The organism is Pseudomonas sp. GYB4201 (assembly GCF_056312595.1).
This window is the reverse complement of the sequence record NZ_JBWGIG010000002.1, coordinates 186693-204860: the sequence shown is the minus strand read 5'-3', so window position 1 is coordinate 204860 and position 18168 is coordinate 186693. Positions and strand designations below refer to the sequence as shown.

Below are 18168 nucleotides of genomic sequence, written 5' to 3'. Positions count from 1 at the left end.
GAACCAGTGTCGGATCAGGGGATTGCGGGCGTATTTCACCCCTGTGACGAATTCATGACGCCTACGCCCGGCGATAAATCGCCTAGTGTTTAGAGACAACCTGCGCGCAACCGGGTGATCGCCATGACCGATAACCTTTACGCGCCGCCTCAGGCGGATCTGCGTATGCCAGCGGTCAGGGAGCCCGCGTTCTACACCGTCTCGGATGGCAAGTTTTTCACCTTGTTTTTCGCCAGCCTGGGGCTTTACCTGGTGTATTGGTCATGGAAGAACTGGCGCCGCTACCAGCGCGCCACCGGCGCCAAGGTCTCGCCCCTGGCCCGCGGCCTGCTGCCGTTGTTCTTCACCCACGCCTTGCTGTTTCGCGCCGAGGACCTGCTGCAGGCGCGCGGCATGCACGCCATCGAGCCGCCCGAAGTGTGGGCCAACCGCTTTGTCGTGGCGACGGTGCTGGGGCTGCTGTTCAACGGCATGGCCCGGGCGGGCATTGGCTACCCGCTGACCGACCTGGGCTGCCTGGCGGCGCTGGTGGTGCAGGGGCTGGCGGTGTGCAAGGGGCAGCAGTTGCTGAACTTTGCCGCGGACGACCCCTTGGGCGAGGCCAATTCCCGGCTGCACTGGGTGGATTACCTGTGCATGGTGCCGGGAATATTGTTGTGGGTGTTTATCCTGCTGGCGTATTGGGCCGATACGCCGTAACGCAGTCCCGTAGCAGCGGCCGCCAGGCCGCGTCCGGCGGTCAACCGCGTTCCCGCACCCAGAACAGTGTGGCGCCGGCTACCGCGGCCGGCATCATCAGCAGGTTCACCACCGGTATCAGCAGCACCAGGTAGACAATCCCGCCAAACCCCAGGCTCTGCCAGCGCTTCTGGCGCAGCCAGGCGAGCATGTCGGGCCAGCTCATCTTGTGGTTGTCGGCCGGGTAGTCGATGTACTGGATGGCCATCATCCACACGCCGAACAGCAGCCACAGCGGCGCCGCCACCACGTTCACCACCGGGATCAGCGACAGCACGAACAACGCCAGGGTGCGCGGCAGGAAATAGCCCAGCTTGCGCAGCTCGCGGTTGAGCGTGCGCGGCACCTCGCGGGCCAGCTCGCCCCATTTGAACGGCGGGAAATCGTCCTGCCCACGCACCACCACTTCCACTTTTTCCGCCAGGAAGCTGTTGAACGGCGCGGCGACGATGTTGGCCACCAGGGTGAAGCAGAAGAACACCATCAGCACCACCAGCGCCACGAACAGCGGCCAGAGGATATAGCTGAGGAAGCCCAGCCACGACGGCAGCGTGGGCATCAGGTGGTCGACCCATTGGCTGAATTCATGACCGGCGAAATAGATGAGCCCGGCGAACAGCACCAGGTTGATGGCCAGCGGCAGCAGGACAAAGAGCCGCAGGCCGGGGCTGAGGACCATTTTCAGGCCTTCGCGCAGGTATTGCGGGCCGGACAGGACAGGCGCGTGCATGGTGTGCTCCGAGTTGAAAACGGGCCGACATTACCGGCTTTGCGCCCCGTGGGAAAGTGAAGCAATGTGCTGTAACAAAGCCTTCGAGTGCCAGGTCCGATCGGATAGAGCGGGGCTATGAGGTGGATTGTGAATCGATATTTCCTTACCCTTGGCCCCCTCGCTACAGTGCGCACATCAAATTTCTAAACCCTTTTCCTCAATTTTGCATTTCAAGGAGTTTCCATGACCATTCTCGTCAACAAGCAGGCCCCTGACTTCGACGCCCCGGCCGTACTGGGCGACGGCTCGATCGTCGACAGCTTCAAGCTGTCGTCGCTGCACGGCAAATACATCGTGCTGTTCTTCTGGCCGCTGGACTTCACCTTCGTCTGCCCATCGGAAATCATCGCCCACAACAACCGCATCGCCAAATTCCGCGAGCTGGGCGTTGAAGTGGTTGGCGTGTCCATCGATTCGCAGTTCACCCACTACGCCTGGCGCAGCACCCCGGTGGAGAAGGGCGGCATCGGCGAAGTCGAGTTCACCATGGTGGCCGACGTCAAGCACGAGATCACCCGTGCCTACGGCATCGAGCACGAAGACGGCGTGGCCCTGCGCGCTTCGTTCCTGATCGACCAGAAAGGCGTGGTACAGCACCAGGTGGTCAACAACCTGCCGCTGGGCCGTGAAGTCGACGAAATGGTGCGCCTGGTCGAAGCCCTGCAATTCACCGAACAGTATGGCGAAGTCTGCCCAGCCGGCTGGCGCCCAGGCCAGAAAGGCATGAAGGCCGACGCCCAGGGCGTGGCCGACTACCTGGCCGAAAACGCCACCAGCCTGTAAGCGGTTTCCAGGACGGGTGAGCAATAGCCTTCCCCAAGGTTTCAGCCGTCCTTTTTTAATTCCAGCCGGTTCGCCGGCCTCGGGCCCCCGGCGTACAATGTCGGGGTCCATAGGAGTCAGCCATGTCTGAAGCACGTCATTCCCGAGTGATCATCCTCGGTTCCGGCCCTGCCGGTTACAGCGCTGCCGTCTACGCAGCCCGCGCCAACCTCAAGCCGCTGCTGATCACCGGCATGCAGGCCGGCGGTCAACTGACCACCACCACCGAAGTCGACAACTGGCCGGGCGACGTCCACGGCCTGACCGGCCCGGCGCTGATGGAGCGCATGCGCGAGCACGCCGAGCGTTTCGAGACCGAGATCATCTTCGACCACATCGAAGGCGTTGACCTGGCCAAGCGCCCGTTCACCCTGACTGGCCAAGGCACCAGCTACACCTGCGACGCGCTGATCATCGCCACTGGCGCCAGCGCCCGCTACCTGGGCCTGCCGTCGGAAGAAACCTTCATGGGCAAGGGCGTTTCGGCCTGCGCCACCTGCGACGGTTTCTTCTACCGCAACAAGCCGGTCGCCGTGGTGGGCGGTGGCAACACTGCCGTGGAAGAAGCGCTGTACCTGGCCAACATCGCCAGCAAGGTCACCCTGGTGCACCGCCGCGAGACCTTCCGCGCCGAGAAAATCCTGATCGACAAGCTGCATGCCCGCGTGGCCGAAGGCAAGATCGAACTCAAGCTCAACGCCACCCTGGACGAAGTGTTGGGTGACAACATGGGCGTGACCGGTGCGCGCCTGAAGAACAACGACGGCAGCTTCGACGAGCTGAAAGTCGACGGCGTGTTCATTGCCATCGGCCACACCCCGAACACCTCGCTGTTCGAAGGCCAGCTGGCCCTGAAGGACGGCTACATGGTGGTCAGCGGCGGCCGTGAAGGCAACGCCACCGCCACCAGCGTCGAGGGCGTGTTCGCCGCCGGCGACGTGGCCGACTACGTGTACCGCCAGGCCATTACCTCGGCCGGCGCCGGCTGCATGGCCGCGCTGGACGTGGAACGCTACCTGGACGGCCTGCAGAACGCTTCGTTCTGATGGACGCCTGACGCGGCCTGCGGCCGCTGCTACGAAGAATGCGGCGTCGCAGGCATAAAAAAACCGGCCATCAAGGCCGGTTTTTTTGTGGGCGGGTATCAGCCCTTGCGCGCCAGCGGCTGCGCGGCAAACTTCACCCCGGCCAGGCCGTGGGCGATCAGGTTGCGGATGTTGCCGTGGTCGCTGCCTTCAGGCGTGGCCACTACCGAACGGTAGTGCTCGCCGAACGCCAGCAGGGCTTCCTGGTCGCTCAGGCCTTCCAGCACGGCCAGGCCCAGGGTCTTGCACGAGCCTTCGTTCTGGCCGGCAGCGTTTTCCAGCGCACCGTTGGTGAAGGCCTGCGGCTGGTAGTCGTAATGCGCGGTCACGTACGCCAGGGTGTCGGCGAAGACGTGTTCGCCGGTGGCGAGGCTGGCGCGCAGGGTATTCAAGTCAGTCATGCTGTTTTCCTTTGGCGAACGCCGCTTGCTGTTCGGCGCTGGCTTCTTGCTGATAAAGAGTCTTCCACTGGCTGTACGGCATGCCGTACACCACTTCACGGGCGTCATCCAGGCTGACCTCGATGTGACGCTCGTCGGCCTCGGCCTTGTACCACTTGGACAGGCAGTTGCGGCAGAAACCGGCCAGGTTCATCAGGTCGATGTTCTGCACGTCGGTGCGCTTGCCCAGGTGCTCCACCAGGCGGCGGAAGGCCGCGGCTTCAAGTTCCAGGCGTTGTTGATCGTTCATGGTGCGGTTTCCGTTCAGCGGCGTGCCGCGAGGGTGATCGACACCGACTCGGCAAAGCGCAGGGCATGGGGTTTGTCGACTTCGACTTCGGCGTACAGCACGGCCTGGTTGGCCATCACCAGGTCCAGCAGTTCCTGGGTAAGGCGTTCCAGCAGGGCAAAGCGGTTGCCCTCCACGTGCTGGATCACCGCCTTGGTGATGGTGCGGTAGTTCAGCGCGTGGTCGATGTCGTTGTCACGCACCGCTTCCTGGGCCGCATACAGGATGGTCAGGTTGATCAGCACATCCTGCTTGTTGAGGATCTCGTCCTCGTTGATTCCGATGAAGGTGCGCAGGCGCAGGTCCTTGACCCGGATGCGCGCCATTCCTGGCTCCAGTTGTGGCATTACTTGCTCCGTCCAATCAATTGCAGGAATTCCTGGCGGGTGGTGCTCGAGTCGCGGAAGGCGCCGAGCATCACCGAGGTGTTCATCACCGAATTCTGTTTCTCCACGCCTCGCATCATCATGCACATGTGCTTGGCCTCGATCACCACGGCGACGCCGGCGGCGCCGGTCACGTCACGCACCGCCTCGGCGATCTGGCGGGTGAGGTTCTCCTGGATCTGCAGGCGCCGGGCGAACATGTCGACGATGCGCGCGATCTTCGACAGTCCCAGCACCTTGCCGGTGGGGATGTAGGCCACGTGGGCCTTGCCGATGAAGGGCAGCAGGTGGTGCTCGCACAGCGAGTACAGCTCGATGTCCTGGACGATCACCATCTCGTCGTTGTCGGAGGCGAAAAGCGCGCCGTTGACGATCTCCTCCAGGGTCTGGCCGTAGCCGTGACACAGGTACTGCATGGCCTTGGCCGCGCGCTTGGGGGTGTCGAGCAGGCCCTCGCGGTCCGGGTCTTCACCCAGGTCCTGGAGGATCGCGCGGTAGTGTTGCGGCAGGCTGGGGTTCATGGAAGCTACTTCCTCGCGCGGGGCGCTTATTTTACGTGCCGGCCGCCGTTGACGGTCAAGGTAGTGCCGGTGACATAGGGGTTGTCGAGCAGGTAGCGCAGGCTCTGGTACACCACCTGCGGCCCTGGCTCGATGCCCATGGCCGACTTGGCCAGGGTCTTGGCGCGGTACGCCGCGTCGTCGTCTTCATTGAACATCAGCAGCGCCGGGGCGATGCCGTTGACCTTGATGCGTGGCGCGTACTTGGCGGCGAACGACAGGGTCAGGCTGTCCAGCCCGGCCTTGCTGGCGCAGTAGGCGATGTGCTTGCTGCTGCCCTTGCGGGTCACGTCGTCGCTGATGTGCACGATGTCCGCCACTTCACTGGCGTGCAGCAGGTCGGCGCAATGCAGGTTGATCAGGTAGGGCGCGAGCATGTGCACGCTGACCATCTGCGCGAAGGCCTGGGCTTCCTCGCCCGGCGTTTCCGCCTGCCAGGCCGATGCATTATGAACGATGGCACGCAGCCCGCTGGTGTGTTTCTTCAGCAAGGCGATGAACGCGAAAATGCCCGCCTCGCTGGAGAAATCCCCGAACAGCGTGACGGCGCCACGCTCGCGCAGGCGCGCCAGGCTGTCGCGCTCGCTGCGGTAGCTGACGATCACCGGCTGGCCGTCGTCCAGCAGGCGCTCGGCGCAGTGCAGGCCGACGCGCTGGCTGGCGCCGGTGATGAGAATAGGGGCGGGGCGGGGCATGCAGTGGCTCGCGGCAGGTGTCTACCCGGAACTTATACCACTGACGTGCCAGTGCACAACCGCCCCGTAGCAGCGGCCGCCAGGCCGCGTCCCAGGCACCGCGGTACACCGGACGCGCCCTGACGCAGCCTTCGGCAGCTGCTACGAGACACCTGCGCACTCCGCCCCTGTAGCAGCGGCCGCCAGGCCGCGTCCGCAAACGCCGCGCATGGTCAGGCGTATTGCGTGGCGCCGGACGCCGCCTGCGGCAGCTGCTACGTCGTCAGGGTACACACTGTGGGAGCAACCCAATAGACAGTTGCTGCTACGAGGGTTGGTGGACGGCGGCGGGGCGCTGTGGCACTGCGTGCAACCAGTTATGTAGCAACCGCGTGGACAGCGGAATGAAGAAGTACACCATGATTGGCGTCAGGGCCAGGGTACTGACCATGATGCGCGGCACCAGGCTCAGCTCGCCCAGCAGCGGCCCCAGCACGAAGTTGAACAGCAGCGACACCGGGAAAAACGCCAGCCAGATCGCCACCGCCTGCTTCCAGCGCGGCGGCCGCACGTGGCCGGTGTCGCCAAACCAACCATCGATGCCGCTGACCCGGTGCTCGTGGGGCTGGGCAAACAGGCCGCTGCCACGGGCCAGCCAGGCGCTGCGCGAGGCCGAGTGCTCCCAGGCGTGCAGGGTGGTTTCGTCGGCGAAGCGGAAGATAATCTGGAATTCGTCGTCATCGGGGGGCGGGGCCAGCACGCCGGAGCCCAGGTAGCCGGGGAAGTCGGTGGCCAGTTGTTCGCCTTCGCGCAACCAGGCGATCAGGTCGTGGTAGCGGCCATTGGCAACGCGGCGCGCTACCATCAGGGTGACGGGGGTAGACATTGTGTATCTCCGTTCAGTACGGGCCTCCCGGGTAGGGCGCGCCTCTCGCTGCAGGGCCGGGGTGGTGGCCTGCATGCAAATTCAAGCAAGGATTATTCCTGAACGGCGAAAATGCGCCAGTGCTGTTTCGCTGACGCCAGATATCCGTGCAATTGGGTAGATCGTGCCAACCAAGGTACAATGCCCGCTGACCCCACGCCTTGGCGCCCGTACCGATGTCAGATTTCGTTCCAGCCTCTTCTGCCGCCGCCCAAACGTCGCGCCAGGAGCTGTTTCCCATCCGCGAGGTAGCGCGCCTGACCGGCATCAACCCGGTGACCCTGCGCGCCTGGGAGCGCCGTTATGGGCTGATTCGGCCCACGCGCACCGAAAGCGGGCACCGCCTTTACTCCCAGGCTGACATCGACGAGGTACGCAGCATCCTGGGCTGGATCGAACGCGGCGTGGCGGTGAGCAAGGTCGGCAAGATCCTCGCGCGCAGCCATTCGTCCAAGGCGCAGCCGGAGCCGCTGGAGCGGCCGCTGGCCAGCAGCGAGTGGGGCGAGTGGCAGGAGCAGGTGCGCCAGGCCGTGCATGCCTTCGACGAGCGCCGGCTGGAACAGGTCTACGGCCAGATATTCGCCAGCTACCCCGTGGTGGTGGCGTTCCAGGACGTCCTGATGCCCGTGTGGCAGGCGTTGCTGCTGCGCCAGGACGCGTTCGGGCAGGCCAGCGAATGGTTGCTGCTGGACAGCTTCCTGCGTGGGCGCACCTTGCAGCGCTTGCAGATGCTGCGCCATCAGCAGCAGGAAAGCACCGTGCTGCTGGCGGCCATTCCGGGCCAGTGCCACGAACTGGAACTGCTGGTGGCCGGGCTGATGCTGGCCAGCAGCGACGTGGCGGTGCAGGTGCTGGCGCCGGGGCAGCCGCTGGAGGAGCTGAGCCTGGTGTGCGAGAAACTGGCGCCCCAGGCCATGGTGCTGTTCTCCAACCACCCGCCAGCCCCGGACGCGCCCAAGCGCCTGCGCAAGGTGGGCCTGGCCCTGGACTGCCCGTTGATGCTGGCCGGCGAGGCCAGCGACCTGATGCAGGACGCGTTGGTGAATACCGAGGTGGCGTGCCTGGGCAGCGACGGGCGCCTGATGCAGCGCCGCCTGCAGCAATACTTGGCGGGGCACCTGGATACCTGAGGCGGCCTACGCGTGCAGTTGCGGGTGGGCGCGGCGGTGCTGGGCGAGAATGTACTGGCGCAGGCGCTCGGTGTCCTGCGGGTTGTCCTGGCTCAGGCGGTAGGCGTAGTGGCCATGTTCGGTCTTGCGCCGCAGGGTGCCGCGCAGGGGCATCGGCTCGTGGCCTTCGGGGTTGAACCAGAGTGAGAAGCGGCGCGGCGGGTTGCGGCCGTTGCGCATTTCCAGCAGCACGCCTTCGAAGGAAATTTCCAGCACCTGGTAATCGGTGATGCGGCCCTTTTCGTCTTCCAGCACCACCGGCTGGTTCAGCGCCATGCGCCACGGCCGCACCATGGGGCCGTCCTCGTAGATGCTGGGCGCGCCCAGCTTCAGGTGCACGGCGTGGAATTCGTCCTCCACCAGCTGCAGCGGGAAACTCATCTGCTGGTTTTCGAACTGGGCCTGGATGGTCACCTGTTCGTTGGCCACCAGGCGCGCCAGCAGGTCACGGATCTGCGTGCCGCCATTGACCAGCAGGCTCGCCGTGGTATCACGCACGTTGAGCTGCGGGTTGTGCTGCATGGTTCGAATGAAATCCAGCTCATCCTGGGTAAGGAGGGCGTCAACTGGCATGATCGAGCTCGAAGGCGAATAAGGCGGTTGTTCGGACAGTAGACAGCACCCTCGGCGGTTAGTTAGCGCCGTTGGTCGTTTTCCAGGGCCATGATCCGCGCCCGTGCTTCATCCAGTTCGCGTTGCAGCTGCGCCACGCGCTCCTGGGCTTCCACCTGCTCGGTCACATCCTTCTGGATGCCGATGAAATAGGTAAGCTTGTCGCTTTCGTTGTACACCGGGGTAATCGACAGCTCGTTCCAGAACGCCGAGCCGTCCTTGCGGTAGTTGCGCAGGCGCTGGCGGCACGGCTGGCCGTGGTCGATGGCCTGGCGGATCAACGCCAGCGCGGCTTCATCGCGTTCGCCATTCTGCAGGAAACGGCAATCGCGGTAGAGAATTTCATTGGAACTGTAGCCGGTCAATCGTTCGAAGGCCGGGTTGACGTAGATGAGGATGTTGTCGTCGCCCTCCTGTTCGGCCACGACGATCCCGTCATTGGACGCGTCCATCATCCGTTGCAGCAGCTTGGCGTTGATCATTTCAGGCATTCCACGACAGTTCACGGGCCATTCTAGAGCAACCGGGGCGTGGGCACACCCTGCGTCTGGCAGATGGCCACACTGCGTCCCAGGGCCCTGGCCTGTTACTATCGGAGTTTTGACCCTGCCCAGGACCCACGCAATGAAAGTCGCCATCCTGTCCGGCTCCGTGTACGGCACTGCTGAAGAAGTGGCCCGTCACGTGAAGTCGTTGCTCGACGCCGCCGGTTTCGAGACCTTCTACAACCCCCGCGCCAGCCTCGAGGAACTGCTGGGCGCCGCGCCCCAGGCCTTGCTGGCGGTGACGTCGACCACGGGCATGGGCGAGTTGCCGGACAACCTGCAACCGCTGTATTCGCAGCTGCGCGATCAACTGCCTGCCACCCTGCGCGGCCTGCCGGGCGCGGTGATCGGCCTGGGCGACGCCAGCTATGGCGACACCTTCTGCGGTGGCGGCGAGCAACTGCGCGAGCTGTTCGCCGAGCTGGGCGTGCAGGAGGTGCAGGACATGCTGCGCCTCGATGCCAGTGAATCGGTGACCCCGGAGACCGACGCCGAGCCGTGGGTTGCGCAGTTGATCGAGCGCCTGCGCGCCGCCTGACCCTGGTCGCTGAAACGATTAGTTTCAGCGCTTATGGGATCCATTATCTGCTTGATTTTGCTGGTGACTCACAAGGCCAATAAGCTGGCTGCCAACGCAATTACCCCCGGCGGGAGGGCTGGTTAAACTCCTGCCAGGAGAGCACAGAAAGTGCCGAGGTAATGTCCGTGACCACAGCTCATGTTCCCTCGACTTCGATTGCCCGCGACCGGGCGCATCGCGAGCCGCCAGTGCCTTCGCCTGCTGCCCAGGCTGCACTCGGGCAGGCACGCGGGGCCACGCCACTGGCCGAGATACCCTTGACGGTATGGCGCACCCGCGGGCAGACCTTCGATTTTCGCGGCCACGCCATTCGCTACTGGGTAGCGGGGCGCGGCGAGCCGCTGCTGCTGTTGCACGGCTTTCCCACCGCCAGCTGGGACTGGCACTACCTGTGGCAACCGCTGGCCAGCCGCTACCGCCTGATCGCCTGCGACATGCTGGGGTTCGGCGACTCCAGCAAGCCCGTGGACCACGCCTATAGCCTGATCGAGCAGGCCGACCTGCAACAGGCGCTGCTGGCGCACCTGAACGTCCAGCAACCGGTGCACCTGCTGGCCCATGACTATGGGGACAGTGTCGCCCAGGAACTGCTGGCCCGGCACCAACATGGGCTGGCGCGCATCGCCAGCTGCGTGTTCCTCAATGGCGGCCTGTTTCCCGAGGCCCACCGCGCCCTGTTGATCCAGAAACTGCTGATCAGCCCGCTGGGCTGGCTGGTGAGCCGCAGCTTCAGCCGCGAGACCCTGGTCAACAACGTGCGCCAGATCTACGGCCCTGATACCCGCCCCAGCGAAAGCGCCATGGACGATTGGTGGAGCCTGATCCGCGCCAACCAGGGCACGCGCGTGCTGCACCGCTTGTGTGGCTACCTGGTGGAGCGGCGCCTGCGCCGTGACCGCTGGGTGACTGCCATGCAACACGCCGGGGTGCCGCTGCGCTTCATCAATGGCGTGCTCGACCCGGTGTGCGGCAGGCCCATGGTGACCCGCTACCGCGAGCTGATCCATCGCGCCGACACGGTTTCCCTGCCCGGCATCGGCCATTACCCGCACACCGAAGCACCGGTACAGGTGCTCAAGCACTACCTGGCGTTCCGTGACCAGTTGCAGGCGCAAGCCGCCGCAAGTGAACGCCGGCGGCTCTACTCCTGAAGCCGGGGCGGGGGATCATCCCCCAGCCTTATCGTGGCGTATTCAGGTAGGGCCGTCTTTATTGTGACTGGAACGTTCGTGCACGACACTGCCGCCATGCCCCCTTTTGTGCTGCCAGGAGTAGTGCCATGAGCGATGCGGTCCGTTTCGAAGATAAAGTGGTGATTGTCACTGGCGCCGGCGGCGGCCTGGGGCGTGCCCACGCCTTGCTGTTCGCCCGCCATGGCGCGCGGGTGGTAGTCAATGACCTGGGCGGCTCCACCCACGGCGAAGGCGCCAACGCCTCGGCCGCCGACCGCGTGGTGGCGCAGATCCGCGAGGCTGGCGGCACCGCCATTGCCAGCCACGAGTCGGTCACCGACGGTGACAAGATCGTCCAGCAGGCGCTGGACAGCTTTGGCCGCGTGGACGTGCTGGTGAACAACGCCGGCATCCTGCGCGACAAGAGTTTCCACAAGATGGACGATAGCGACTGGGACCAGGTGTACCAGGTGCACGTGCAGGGCGCCTACAAACTCACCCACGCCGCCTGGCCACACCTGCGCGAGCAGAACTTCGGCCGGGTGATTTTCACCTCGTCCACCTCGGGCATCTACGGCAACTTCGGCCAGGCCAACTACGCCATGGCCAAGCTGGGCCTGTACGGTCTGACCCGCACGTTAGCGCTGGAAGGGCGCCGCAACAATATCCTGGTCAACGCCATTGCACCCACCGGCGGCACCCGCATGACCGAAGGGCTGATGCCGCCTGAAGTGTTCGCCTTGCTCAAGCCTGAACTGGTCAGCCCGTTGGTGGTTTACCTGGGCAGCGAGCAATGCCAGGACACGGGTGGTTTATATGAAGTGGGGGGTGGCTGGGTCGGCAAAGTGCGTTGGGAACGCAGCCTGGGCGTGGGCTTCGACCCACAACAGGGCATGAGCGTGGAAGATATTGCAAAAGAGTGGGCGAATATCGGCAACTTTGACAATGCCGTGCACCCCGCAGATAACATTGAAGCGCTGCGGGAAATGATGGCGCATCTCCAGCAGTATTAAAACTTGCGTACCAGAATACTGTAGCCGCTGCCGCAGGCTGCTGGCCCTCGAATACGCTGAAGATCTCCAGAGTGGCACAGGGCCAGCGCAGCCTGCGGCAGCGGCTACAGGCTGGCAGTAAAACGCGGAAATAAAAAAGGCCGCTGTAACACAGCGGCCAAATAAGACGTTAGATCAAGGAGCTTCAAATCAACGTCGGTGAACAAGGTGTCGCCAAAGCCAGGCAGGCCGGGGATCAGCATCGGACAATACACAATGAAGATTAATTCATCATTAACCCTTGGGGGTCGGGTTAGTTCCCTTGGCGACTGAAGAAATACTAAGCGTTAGTTGTGGATTGAAAAATAGCAGTTTGCGACAATGACTGTTACCGCCACTGTAATAGTCCCGTCATGTCGCCAAAACACACGCCGTTCAAAGTGCTTTTTCTCGCAGTCAGCGTTGCCGCCGCGGTGCCGGGCACGGCGTTGGCGCTGCCGTTCAACGTCGGCGACGTGGAAGGGCAGATCGACACCCACCTGAGCTTTACCAGCGACTGGGGCCTGCGCAACGCTGATCACCACCTGGTCGGCGCCAGCAACGGTGGCACGGGGCATTCCAGCCTGGGCGACGACGGCCGCCTGAACTTCAACCGCGGCCAGGCATTTTCCAACCGCCTGCAGGTGGAGCACGCCCTGACCCTGCAGTACGGCGACAGCGGCGTGTACGTGCGCGGTCGCTACTGGTACGACTTCGCCCAGCAGGACGGTAGCCAGGACTTCAAGTCCATCAGCGACCGTGGCCGCGAGGAGGGCGCCCGTGCCGCGGGCGGCCAGTGGCTGGACGCCTACGTGTACCACCACTACAGCATCGGCGACCAACCGGGCACCGTGCGCGTGGGGCGGCAGATCGTCAACTGGGGCGAGAGCGAGTTCATCGGCAACTCCATCAACAGCATCAACCCGGTGGACCTGTCCACCTTGCACCAGCCTGGCGAAACCGTCAGCGACAGCCTGTTGCCCACCAATTTGCTGTACGTGTCCCAGAGCCTCACCGACGCCCTGACCCTGGACGCGTTCTATCAGCTGCAATGGGACGCCTCCCAGGCGGAGAACTGTGGCACCTATTTCGCCGACGACATCACCGCCCGCGGCTGCAGCCGTGGTTTCACCGTGGCCTCTTCACTGCCGGCGCAGCAAGGCCAGGGCTATGAAGTGACCAGCGAAGGCGTGGTGGTGCAACGCGGCCACGACCAGCGCGCCCGCGACGGCGGCCAGTGGGGCACGGCGCTGCACTGGCAGGTGGGTACCGTGGACTACGGTTTCTACTTCATGAACTACCACAGCCGCCAGGCGTTCATCGAGACGCGCAATGGCAGCGGCGCGATTCCTGCGGGCCTGGGCACGCTGACCAACAGCCAGGCCGCCGATGCCGCGCTGCTCGGTGGCAGCTACAACCTGCAATACCCGCAGGACATCCAGCTGTACGGCGCCAGCTTCTCGACGTTGCTGGCCGGCGGCAGCAAGTGGCGTGGCGAACTCAGCTACCGGCCCAACGCGCCGGTGCAGCGCAACCTGGCTGACCTGACCCAGGCGCTGTACGGGCCGGCCGAGCAGGTCAACAGCGGTTACGAACGCAAGGCCATTACCCAGTTGCAGAGCAGCCTGAGCCAGGACTTCGACGAAGTGCTGGGCGCCCAGCGCCTGTCGCTGGTGGGCGAGGCGGGCTGGGTGCACGTGGACAATGTATCAAGCAGCGACCGCCTGGGGCGCGATGCTGTGTATGGCACGGCGGGCAACCATGGGTTTGTGACCAGCAATGCCTGGGGTTACCGGGCCAAGGCAGAGCTGTTTTATCCCGATGCGTTGTTGGGCATTGGCCTCAAGCCGAGCCTGGCCTGGTCCCACGACGTCAGCGGCTATGGCCCCAATGGTATGTTCAACCAGGGCGCCAAGGCGGTAACCCTGGCCATGGGTGCGGAGTTCCAGCAGTTGTACACCGCGAGCCTCGCCTATACCGACTTTTTTGGCGGTGATTACAATACCTTGACCGACCGGGATTATCTTTCTCTGAGCGTGGGCATGAACTTCTGATAGGGTTGTTTTCTACGGAGTGAAGTCTATACCTACGTTTGATTTCAAGCGTAGGGTTGTTCGTTTGTCCTGATAATTATATATATCACGACGTCGCCGTTTAACTTGTTTTATAGGGCTGTTCCGCGCCTCACCTGATACTCGGGTTAGGGCGGACTTTCTCTGAAAACAAGGAGTAACACCATGAAGGACTCATCTGCCATAACAGCGAACGCGCCGTTGGATATGATCCAAAATTTCGCCGCCATCAATACATTGCTCGCCAACATTCCCGCACTGGACGAGTTTGTTGAGGGGGCTTCGAGCGACATGCTGCAAGGGGCGCAATGGAATGAAACTATCGGCGGGCCATTGCTCGAACGGTATAAGCGTGCACTGAAAAAATTCTGGGATGAGCCAGCGCCCGCGACGGGTGGCGATCACCTCGGCAGTGCCCATGAGGTGCTGGCGCAGTTATTTCGAGAAGGTGTGTTGGCCGAGGCTCAGTGGTTGAAAGCAACCAGGAGCATCACCTGGGAACAGGCCGCCAATCTCACCAAGATGCTTGAAGATACCGGTGCCGGTATTGCCCGTCGAGTTACAACGACCGTTAACAAATACGTTATTTACTTGCCTTTCGATGTACTGGTTGACCCTGCAGGTGCTGGCAATGCCGGGCATGCGGTTTGGCTGCTGCCCCACGGCGGGCAAGTGGCGAAGTTTCCCGATGAGCGCAGCTTGTTAAAGCACTTGTCCAGCTTGTTAAAGCACTTGTCCAGCTTGTTTCTTGAGCCTGATCAGCGGCAAGCGATTCTGGCCATGCTGCGGCATTCAGAGCAAACAAGGGTTGAAGTCCAATTGCGCACAACGGAGGGGCTGCAATTATCGTTGTCGACCCTGGAGGGCGGGTTGTTTACTGGCAGGGTGAAATTGCGGAGGATAGACCAGGATATGCAGCTGTACGGGCTGAACCGGGAGTTGTCGCAAATCAGCGATCCTGTCGCGCGGCAAGGGCGTATTGAGCATGTCCGCAGCTTGGGTGGGCTGGATGTTGCCCAATCGCATCGTATGGAAGTGTTGTTGGCGAAGGTTCGTCGTGCGCAAACCCCTGAATGGTTGCGTTCGGCGATTGAAGACGACATCAGCCTGTTCGCCAACCGTGGTAAACAGCAGGCGGCTTGCCTGCAGCGCGTCGATGAGGCGGTAGCACCTCTGTCCAGTCAGCTGAGTTTTGCCCATGCCTACCTCACCGACGAGCTGGCACGGCGGGGCATCGCTCTAGACCCGGCGCGGGTAGAAGTGAGTCTTGTCGATACTTTTATTGTTGACGGGAGTCAGCACGACCATAAGCGGAAGAAGGCTTTGACGGCGTTGGAGGCCAGTGATCTTTACGGTCACGACGACAGCAAGACAACCATCCGGTTGACCGATGCAGATCAGGCTGCAGGGTTGACGGAAGCAGTGGTGAGATCGTTGGTGCAGGGCAAGGATCTGCGTGTAGCCTATCCACAAGAGCTGTTGGCGTGCTATTCCAGTGGGCCGGTAAACAATGCGCTTGTGGACCTGCAAGATGCTCGTATCGCCAGTAGCCTGGTGGCGGCAAAAATGCAGGGAGTCTTCAGTGCCCAGACTTTCGAGTTGCTCGAAGGCCTCCGCGAACCCTACGTGGCGCTGCACAAGTTTCCAGTGGCGACCTACTCCGTGACACTGGCCAATGGCGGGTTTCAACTGGCCGATGCGCTGGTGCTCAGTGTCCCGGAGCAAGGCGAAACCGTCTTTTTGCTGTACGCACCCAATTCGCCTGCTGGTCAGGATTGGCTTAAACATCGCACTCAGCAGCAGGTACTGGACACCATTGTCGGGTGGACAGGCACCCTTGAGGGGCGCAGTTACCTGTTGGGCCAGGTGCCCTTCATGGCCCGTGCGGGCCTGGTGCCGCATCTGGAGATGATGGCAGCTACCCCCCACCTGATCACTCGCACTTGCGTGCAGCTCGCCCATTCAAGGCATGCCCGGTGGCACGACTTGCTCGCAAGCATGGTCGGCCGGCAAGTCTTGCGCATTCTTGACGAGACGAAGGTGCTGACCCCCAGATGGTACGTCGAAGCCGGCCTGGCAGCCAGGCGCAAGATGCTGCGTCTGGACTGCGAGATCTCGTTGCTGACGCAGATGTACCATGAGATTACCCCAATCCCTACCTTTGGCGAGTTTGCCCGCGAACGCCTGCAGCACGCCTTCGATACCGACCCTTCGCGCATAGGTGATCCGCAACGTTGGGACGTGAGCAAATTTGAACTCAAGCTGGCTGGGCAATGGCGTAGCCTGGTGTGGATAGCCATGAATGGCGTGGAGAGAGGAACAGACGTCAGCACGCTGCAGGTCAGGGCGCATGTTGAGGCGCCGTCGAATGAACGGGAAATTGTCTCTGACCTGATGGCGCGCTTCCTGAGGAAAAATGATGCGCCTAACGATTACGAGAAATTGCTTGAATCGACACTGCTGAGCGCAAAGGCACCAAGGCGGGATTTTCGCAACAAGGTGTTCCTGAGACTAAGCCAGTTGGAGCTTGATCGTGCCCGCATGCAGCTGGCCCTGGACCCGCAAGCGCGCGAAGGCATACACCCGCAGTCGATGGTCCTGCCGGGCCAGGGAGCGATCAACCTGGCGGAAGAAATGGGTAACATTCCTTACCATACCAACAACCCGGGTATTTACCACCTGAAGATCAAGGGAGAGAAAGTTCGCGGCGTTTATCTGTTTCGCGACGTAATCAACGGTAATCATGTGGACGTCGTGTATACGCCCCATTCGCCGGACGGTATCTGGTTCAGGCCGGTGGATGACATTGCCAACGCTATCGAGCACAACGGCCTGGGCACTTATCTGCGGGAACGCGTGCCATTCAAGCATCTGCCGCGTTTTGATCGTTTTCTGCAAAAACTGGAGGCGGCCGGGTACTCCAGTGCCTTCACGCGGGAGGATGAGCGGGTAGGCGCCTACGAAATGGTGCGCAGTTTCCCACGCGAGCATGACGCGATGATTCGCGGCATCCTGACCGACGTTGACGCCAGCACCACCAGCAAGCTCGAGCGCTTCTCGGCAATGATTGTCACCCGCACCCTGCAGGTATTGGGCGTGGTAACCCTGCCTTTCCCGCCAGCGCGCATGGCGCTGGGGGTGGCGAAGGTGCTCATGAGCCTGTATCAGGTGGCAGAGGCCTATCGCACTGCCGACCGTGCCCAGGCAGCCTGGCACTTACTGGATGCCGCCTTGGGCGTGGCTTCACTGGCGGGCGTTTCCGGCAAGCCTCGGGAGAAATTCCTGGAAGCCCTGTTCAAGGGCCCACCACCGGATCTGGCCGAGAAGATGATTTCCAAATTCTCCGACCGCCTGACCGATGAGCTGGACACCTACCTGCGCTCGATCACCATCCCGAAAAAAGGCGAGGCGCCGACTCAAGCCTGGCTTCGGCCGCCAGCATAACCCAGCCGCCAACTCACGGCGTGGCTGGCAGCCAGCAGCCGCTGCGCCGCCGGGCCGTGTTCATCGGCATGGAACATGGACGTAGGGCCGACCACTGTCAGCACCGCGCTGATGCGGCCCAGGGCGTCGAACACCGGTGCTGACAACGCGTCCACGCCCGGCAGCAGCAAGCCATGCACATGGTGCAGGCCATTTTCGCGAATTGCCGCGAAGGTGGCTTGCAGCTCACTGCTGGCCTTGCCTTCGGCCTGCATCAGGTCCAGCGTCTCGCGCTCTGGCAGGTACGCGCCGAACACCAGCCCCGTGGATGAGCCGAGCAGCGGCAGCACCGAACCCACCTGCGTCACCACCGTCACCGCACGCACCGCCGCTTCCACCTGCACCACGGTGGCGCCACGGTTGCCCCACACCGCCAGGAAACAGGTCTGGTTCAGTTCGTCGCGCAGCTCCGACAACGGCAGCGCCGCCAGCTTTAGCACGTCCAGGCTGCCCAGCGCGGCCAACCCCACCCGCAGCGCTTCGCGGCCCAGGCCGTAATGGTTGGTGGCAGGGTTCTGCTCGGCGAAGCCACTGGCGATCAGCGCCTGCAGATAGCGGTGCACTTTGCTGGCAGGCATCTGCACGTGTTCGGCCAGGCGCGACAGGGAAGTGGAAGGCGACAGTTCGGCCAGGGCCTTGAGAATGTCAGTGCCCACTTCGGCCGAACGGACTTTCTGCTTGTTGTTGCTCTCGGTGGCGGGCGGGGTGGGCGTGGGCATGGTCGGGGCGGTCCGTGGGCAAGTGGGCGTCTTTATAACTTGACGCTCCCGGGCAATCAAATTACGTTATTCGTAATCGGATTACGATAAAAAT

Annotated in this window: 19 protein-coding genes; 9 read left to right on the top strand and 10 right to left on the bottom strand. The window is 62.8% G+C overall.

Features of this window, described 5'->3' with window-relative positions; all coding sequences use genetic code 11:
- Positions 1-123: 123 nt before the first annotated feature.
- Complete coding sequence (locus AC0Z2B_RS03110) at positions 124-699, top strand: hypothetical protein (RefSeq protein ID WP_476295083.1); 576 nt, start codon at positions 124-126, stop codon at positions 697-699.
- A 40-nt stretch (positions 700-739) separates the two neighbouring features.
- On the opposite strand, the gene cysZ is transcribed toward AC0Z2B_RS03110, so the two are convergent.
- Positions 740-1468, bottom strand: a complete 729-nt coding sequence (cysZ, locus tag AC0Z2B_RS03105) for a sulfate transporter CysZ (RefSeq protein ID WP_476295082.1) — start codon at positions 1466-1468, stop codon at positions 740-742.
- Positions 1469-1693: 225 nt separating this feature from the next.
- Here cysZ and AC0Z2B_RS03100 point away from each other — a divergent pair, with 225 nt between their 5' ends.
- Positions 1694-2293, top strand: coding sequence for a peroxiredoxin (locus AC0Z2B_RS03100; protein WP_416422559.1), 600 nt, complete (start codon positions 1694-1696; stop codon positions 2291-2293).
- A gap of 122 nt (positions 2294-2415) precedes the next feature.
- The gene (gene trxB, locus AC0Z2B_RS03095) at positions 2416-3378 is read left to right on the top strand and encodes a thioredoxin-disulfide reductase (protein ID WP_476295081.1); all 963 of its coding nucleotides are present in this window, start codon (positions 2416-2418) and stop codon (positions 3376-3378) included.
- A gap of 98 nt (positions 3379-3476) precedes the next feature.
- Here the strand turns inward: trxB and AC0Z2B_RS03090 are convergent, their stop codons facing one another.
- The 6 genes from AC0Z2B_RS03090 to AC0Z2B_RS03065 form a co-directional block, all read right to left on the bottom strand.
- A complete protein-coding gene (locus AC0Z2B_RS03090) occupies positions 3477-3818 on the bottom strand; it encodes a HopJ type III effector protein (RefSeq protein WP_416422561.1) in 342 nt (113 codons plus the stop codon).
- Positions 3811-4107, bottom strand: a complete 297-nt coding sequence (locus AC0Z2B_RS03085) for a DUF1244 domain-containing protein (protein WP_476295079.1) — start codon at positions 4105-4107, stop codon at positions 3811-3813. Before AC0Z2B_RS03085 ends, AC0Z2B_RS03090 begins: the two co-directional genes overlap by 8 nt.
- 14 nt (positions 4108-4121) lie before the next feature.
- Positions 4122-4493, bottom strand: a complete 372-nt coding sequence (gene folX, locus AC0Z2B_RS03080; protein WP_038336348.1) for a dihydroneopterin triphosphate 2'-epimerase — start codon at positions 4491-4493, stop codon at positions 4122-4124.
- Entirely contained in the window at positions 4493-5053 is a 561-nt protein-coding gene (folE, locus tag AC0Z2B_RS03075; RefSeq protein ID WP_416422563.1) for a GTP cyclohydrolase I FolE, read from the bottom strand. The genes folX and folE overlap by 1 nt, the downstream gene beginning before the upstream one ends.
- A gap of 26 nt (positions 5054-5079) precedes the next feature.
- Positions 5080-5787: a dihydromonapterin reductase gene (gene folM / locus AC0Z2B_RS03070; protein ID WP_476295077.1), complete on the bottom strand. Its 708-nt coding sequence runs from the start codon at positions 5785-5787 to the stop codon at positions 5080-5082.
- A gap of 304 nt (positions 5788-6091) precedes the next feature.
- Entirely contained in the window at positions 6092-6652 is a 561-nt protein-coding gene (locus AC0Z2B_RS03065; RefSeq protein ID WP_476295076.1) for an antibiotic biosynthesis monooxygenase, read from the bottom strand.
- 215 nt (positions 6653-6867) lie between these two features.
- Here AC0Z2B_RS03065 and AC0Z2B_RS03060 point away from each other — a divergent pair, with 215 nt between their 5' ends.
- Positions 6868-7821 carry a MerR family transcriptional regulator gene (locus AC0Z2B_RS03060; protein ID WP_476295075.1) on the top strand — a complete coding sequence of 318 codons (954 nt, stop codon included), beginning with the start codon at positions 6868-6870 and terminating at the stop codon, positions 7819-7821.
- A 6-nt stretch (positions 7822-7827) separates the two neighbouring features.
- Here the strand turns inward: AC0Z2B_RS03060 and AC0Z2B_RS03055 are convergent, their stop codons facing one another.
- Together AC0Z2B_RS03055 and AC0Z2B_RS03050 are read right to left on the bottom strand one after the other, a co-directional pair.
- Positions 7828-8433, bottom strand: a complete 606-nt coding sequence (locus AC0Z2B_RS03055; RefSeq protein ID WP_416422567.1) for a PilZ domain-containing protein — start codon at positions 8431-8433, stop codon at positions 7828-7830.
- A 62-nt stretch (positions 8434-8495) separates the two neighbouring features.
- The gene (locus tag AC0Z2B_RS03050) at positions 8496-8954 is read right to left on the bottom strand and encodes a PAS domain-containing protein (protein WP_416422568.1); all 459 of its coding nucleotides are present in this window, start codon (positions 8952-8954) and stop codon (positions 8496-8498) included.
- A gap of 142 nt (positions 8955-9096) precedes the next feature.
- On the opposite strand from AC0Z2B_RS03050, the gene AC0Z2B_RS03045 reads away from it, so the two are divergent.
- The 5 genes from AC0Z2B_RS03045 (at position 9097) to AC0Z2B_RS03025 (ending at position 17316) form a co-directional block, all read left to right on the top strand.
- Positions 9097-9555 carry a flavodoxin gene (locus tag AC0Z2B_RS03045; protein ID WP_416422569.1) on the top strand — a complete coding sequence of 153 codons (459 nt, stop codon included), beginning with the start codon at positions 9097-9099 and terminating at the stop codon, positions 9553-9555.
- 284 nt (positions 9556-9839) lie between these two features.
- Positions 9840-10748 (top strand): alpha/beta fold hydrolase, encoded by a 909-nt coding sequence (locus tag AC0Z2B_RS03040; RefSeq protein ID WP_416427537.1) that lies wholly within the window; start codon positions 9840-9842, stop codon positions 10746-10748.
- Between the two features lie 128 nt (positions 10749-10876).
- Positions 10877-11782, top strand: coding sequence for an SDR family oxidoreductase (locus AC0Z2B_RS03035; protein ID WP_416422570.1), 906 nt, complete (start codon positions 10877-10879; stop codon positions 11780-11782).
- Positions 11783-12174: 392 nt separating this feature from the next.
- Positions 12175-13854: a DUF1302 domain-containing protein gene (locus AC0Z2B_RS03030; protein ID WP_476295073.1), complete on the top strand. Its 1680-nt coding sequence runs from the start codon at positions 12175-12177 to the stop codon at positions 13852-13854.
- Between the two features lie 183 nt (positions 13855-14037).
- Positions 14038-17316 (top strand): dermonecrotic toxin domain-containing protein, encoded by a 3279-nt coding sequence (locus AC0Z2B_RS03025; protein ID WP_476295071.1) that lies wholly within the window; start codon positions 14038-14040, stop codon positions 17314-17316.
- On the opposite strand, the gene AC0Z2B_RS03020 is transcribed toward AC0Z2B_RS03025, so the two are convergent.
- Positions 17289-18074 carry an IclR family transcriptional regulator gene (locus tag AC0Z2B_RS03020; protein ID WP_476295070.1) on the bottom strand — a complete coding sequence of 262 codons (786 nt, stop codon included), beginning with the start codon at positions 18072-18074 and terminating at the stop codon, positions 17289-17291. The two genes, AC0Z2B_RS03025 and AC0Z2B_RS03020, sit on opposite strands and share 28 nt — an antisense overlap.
- Between the last annotated feature and the right edge of the window lie 94 nt (positions 18075-18168).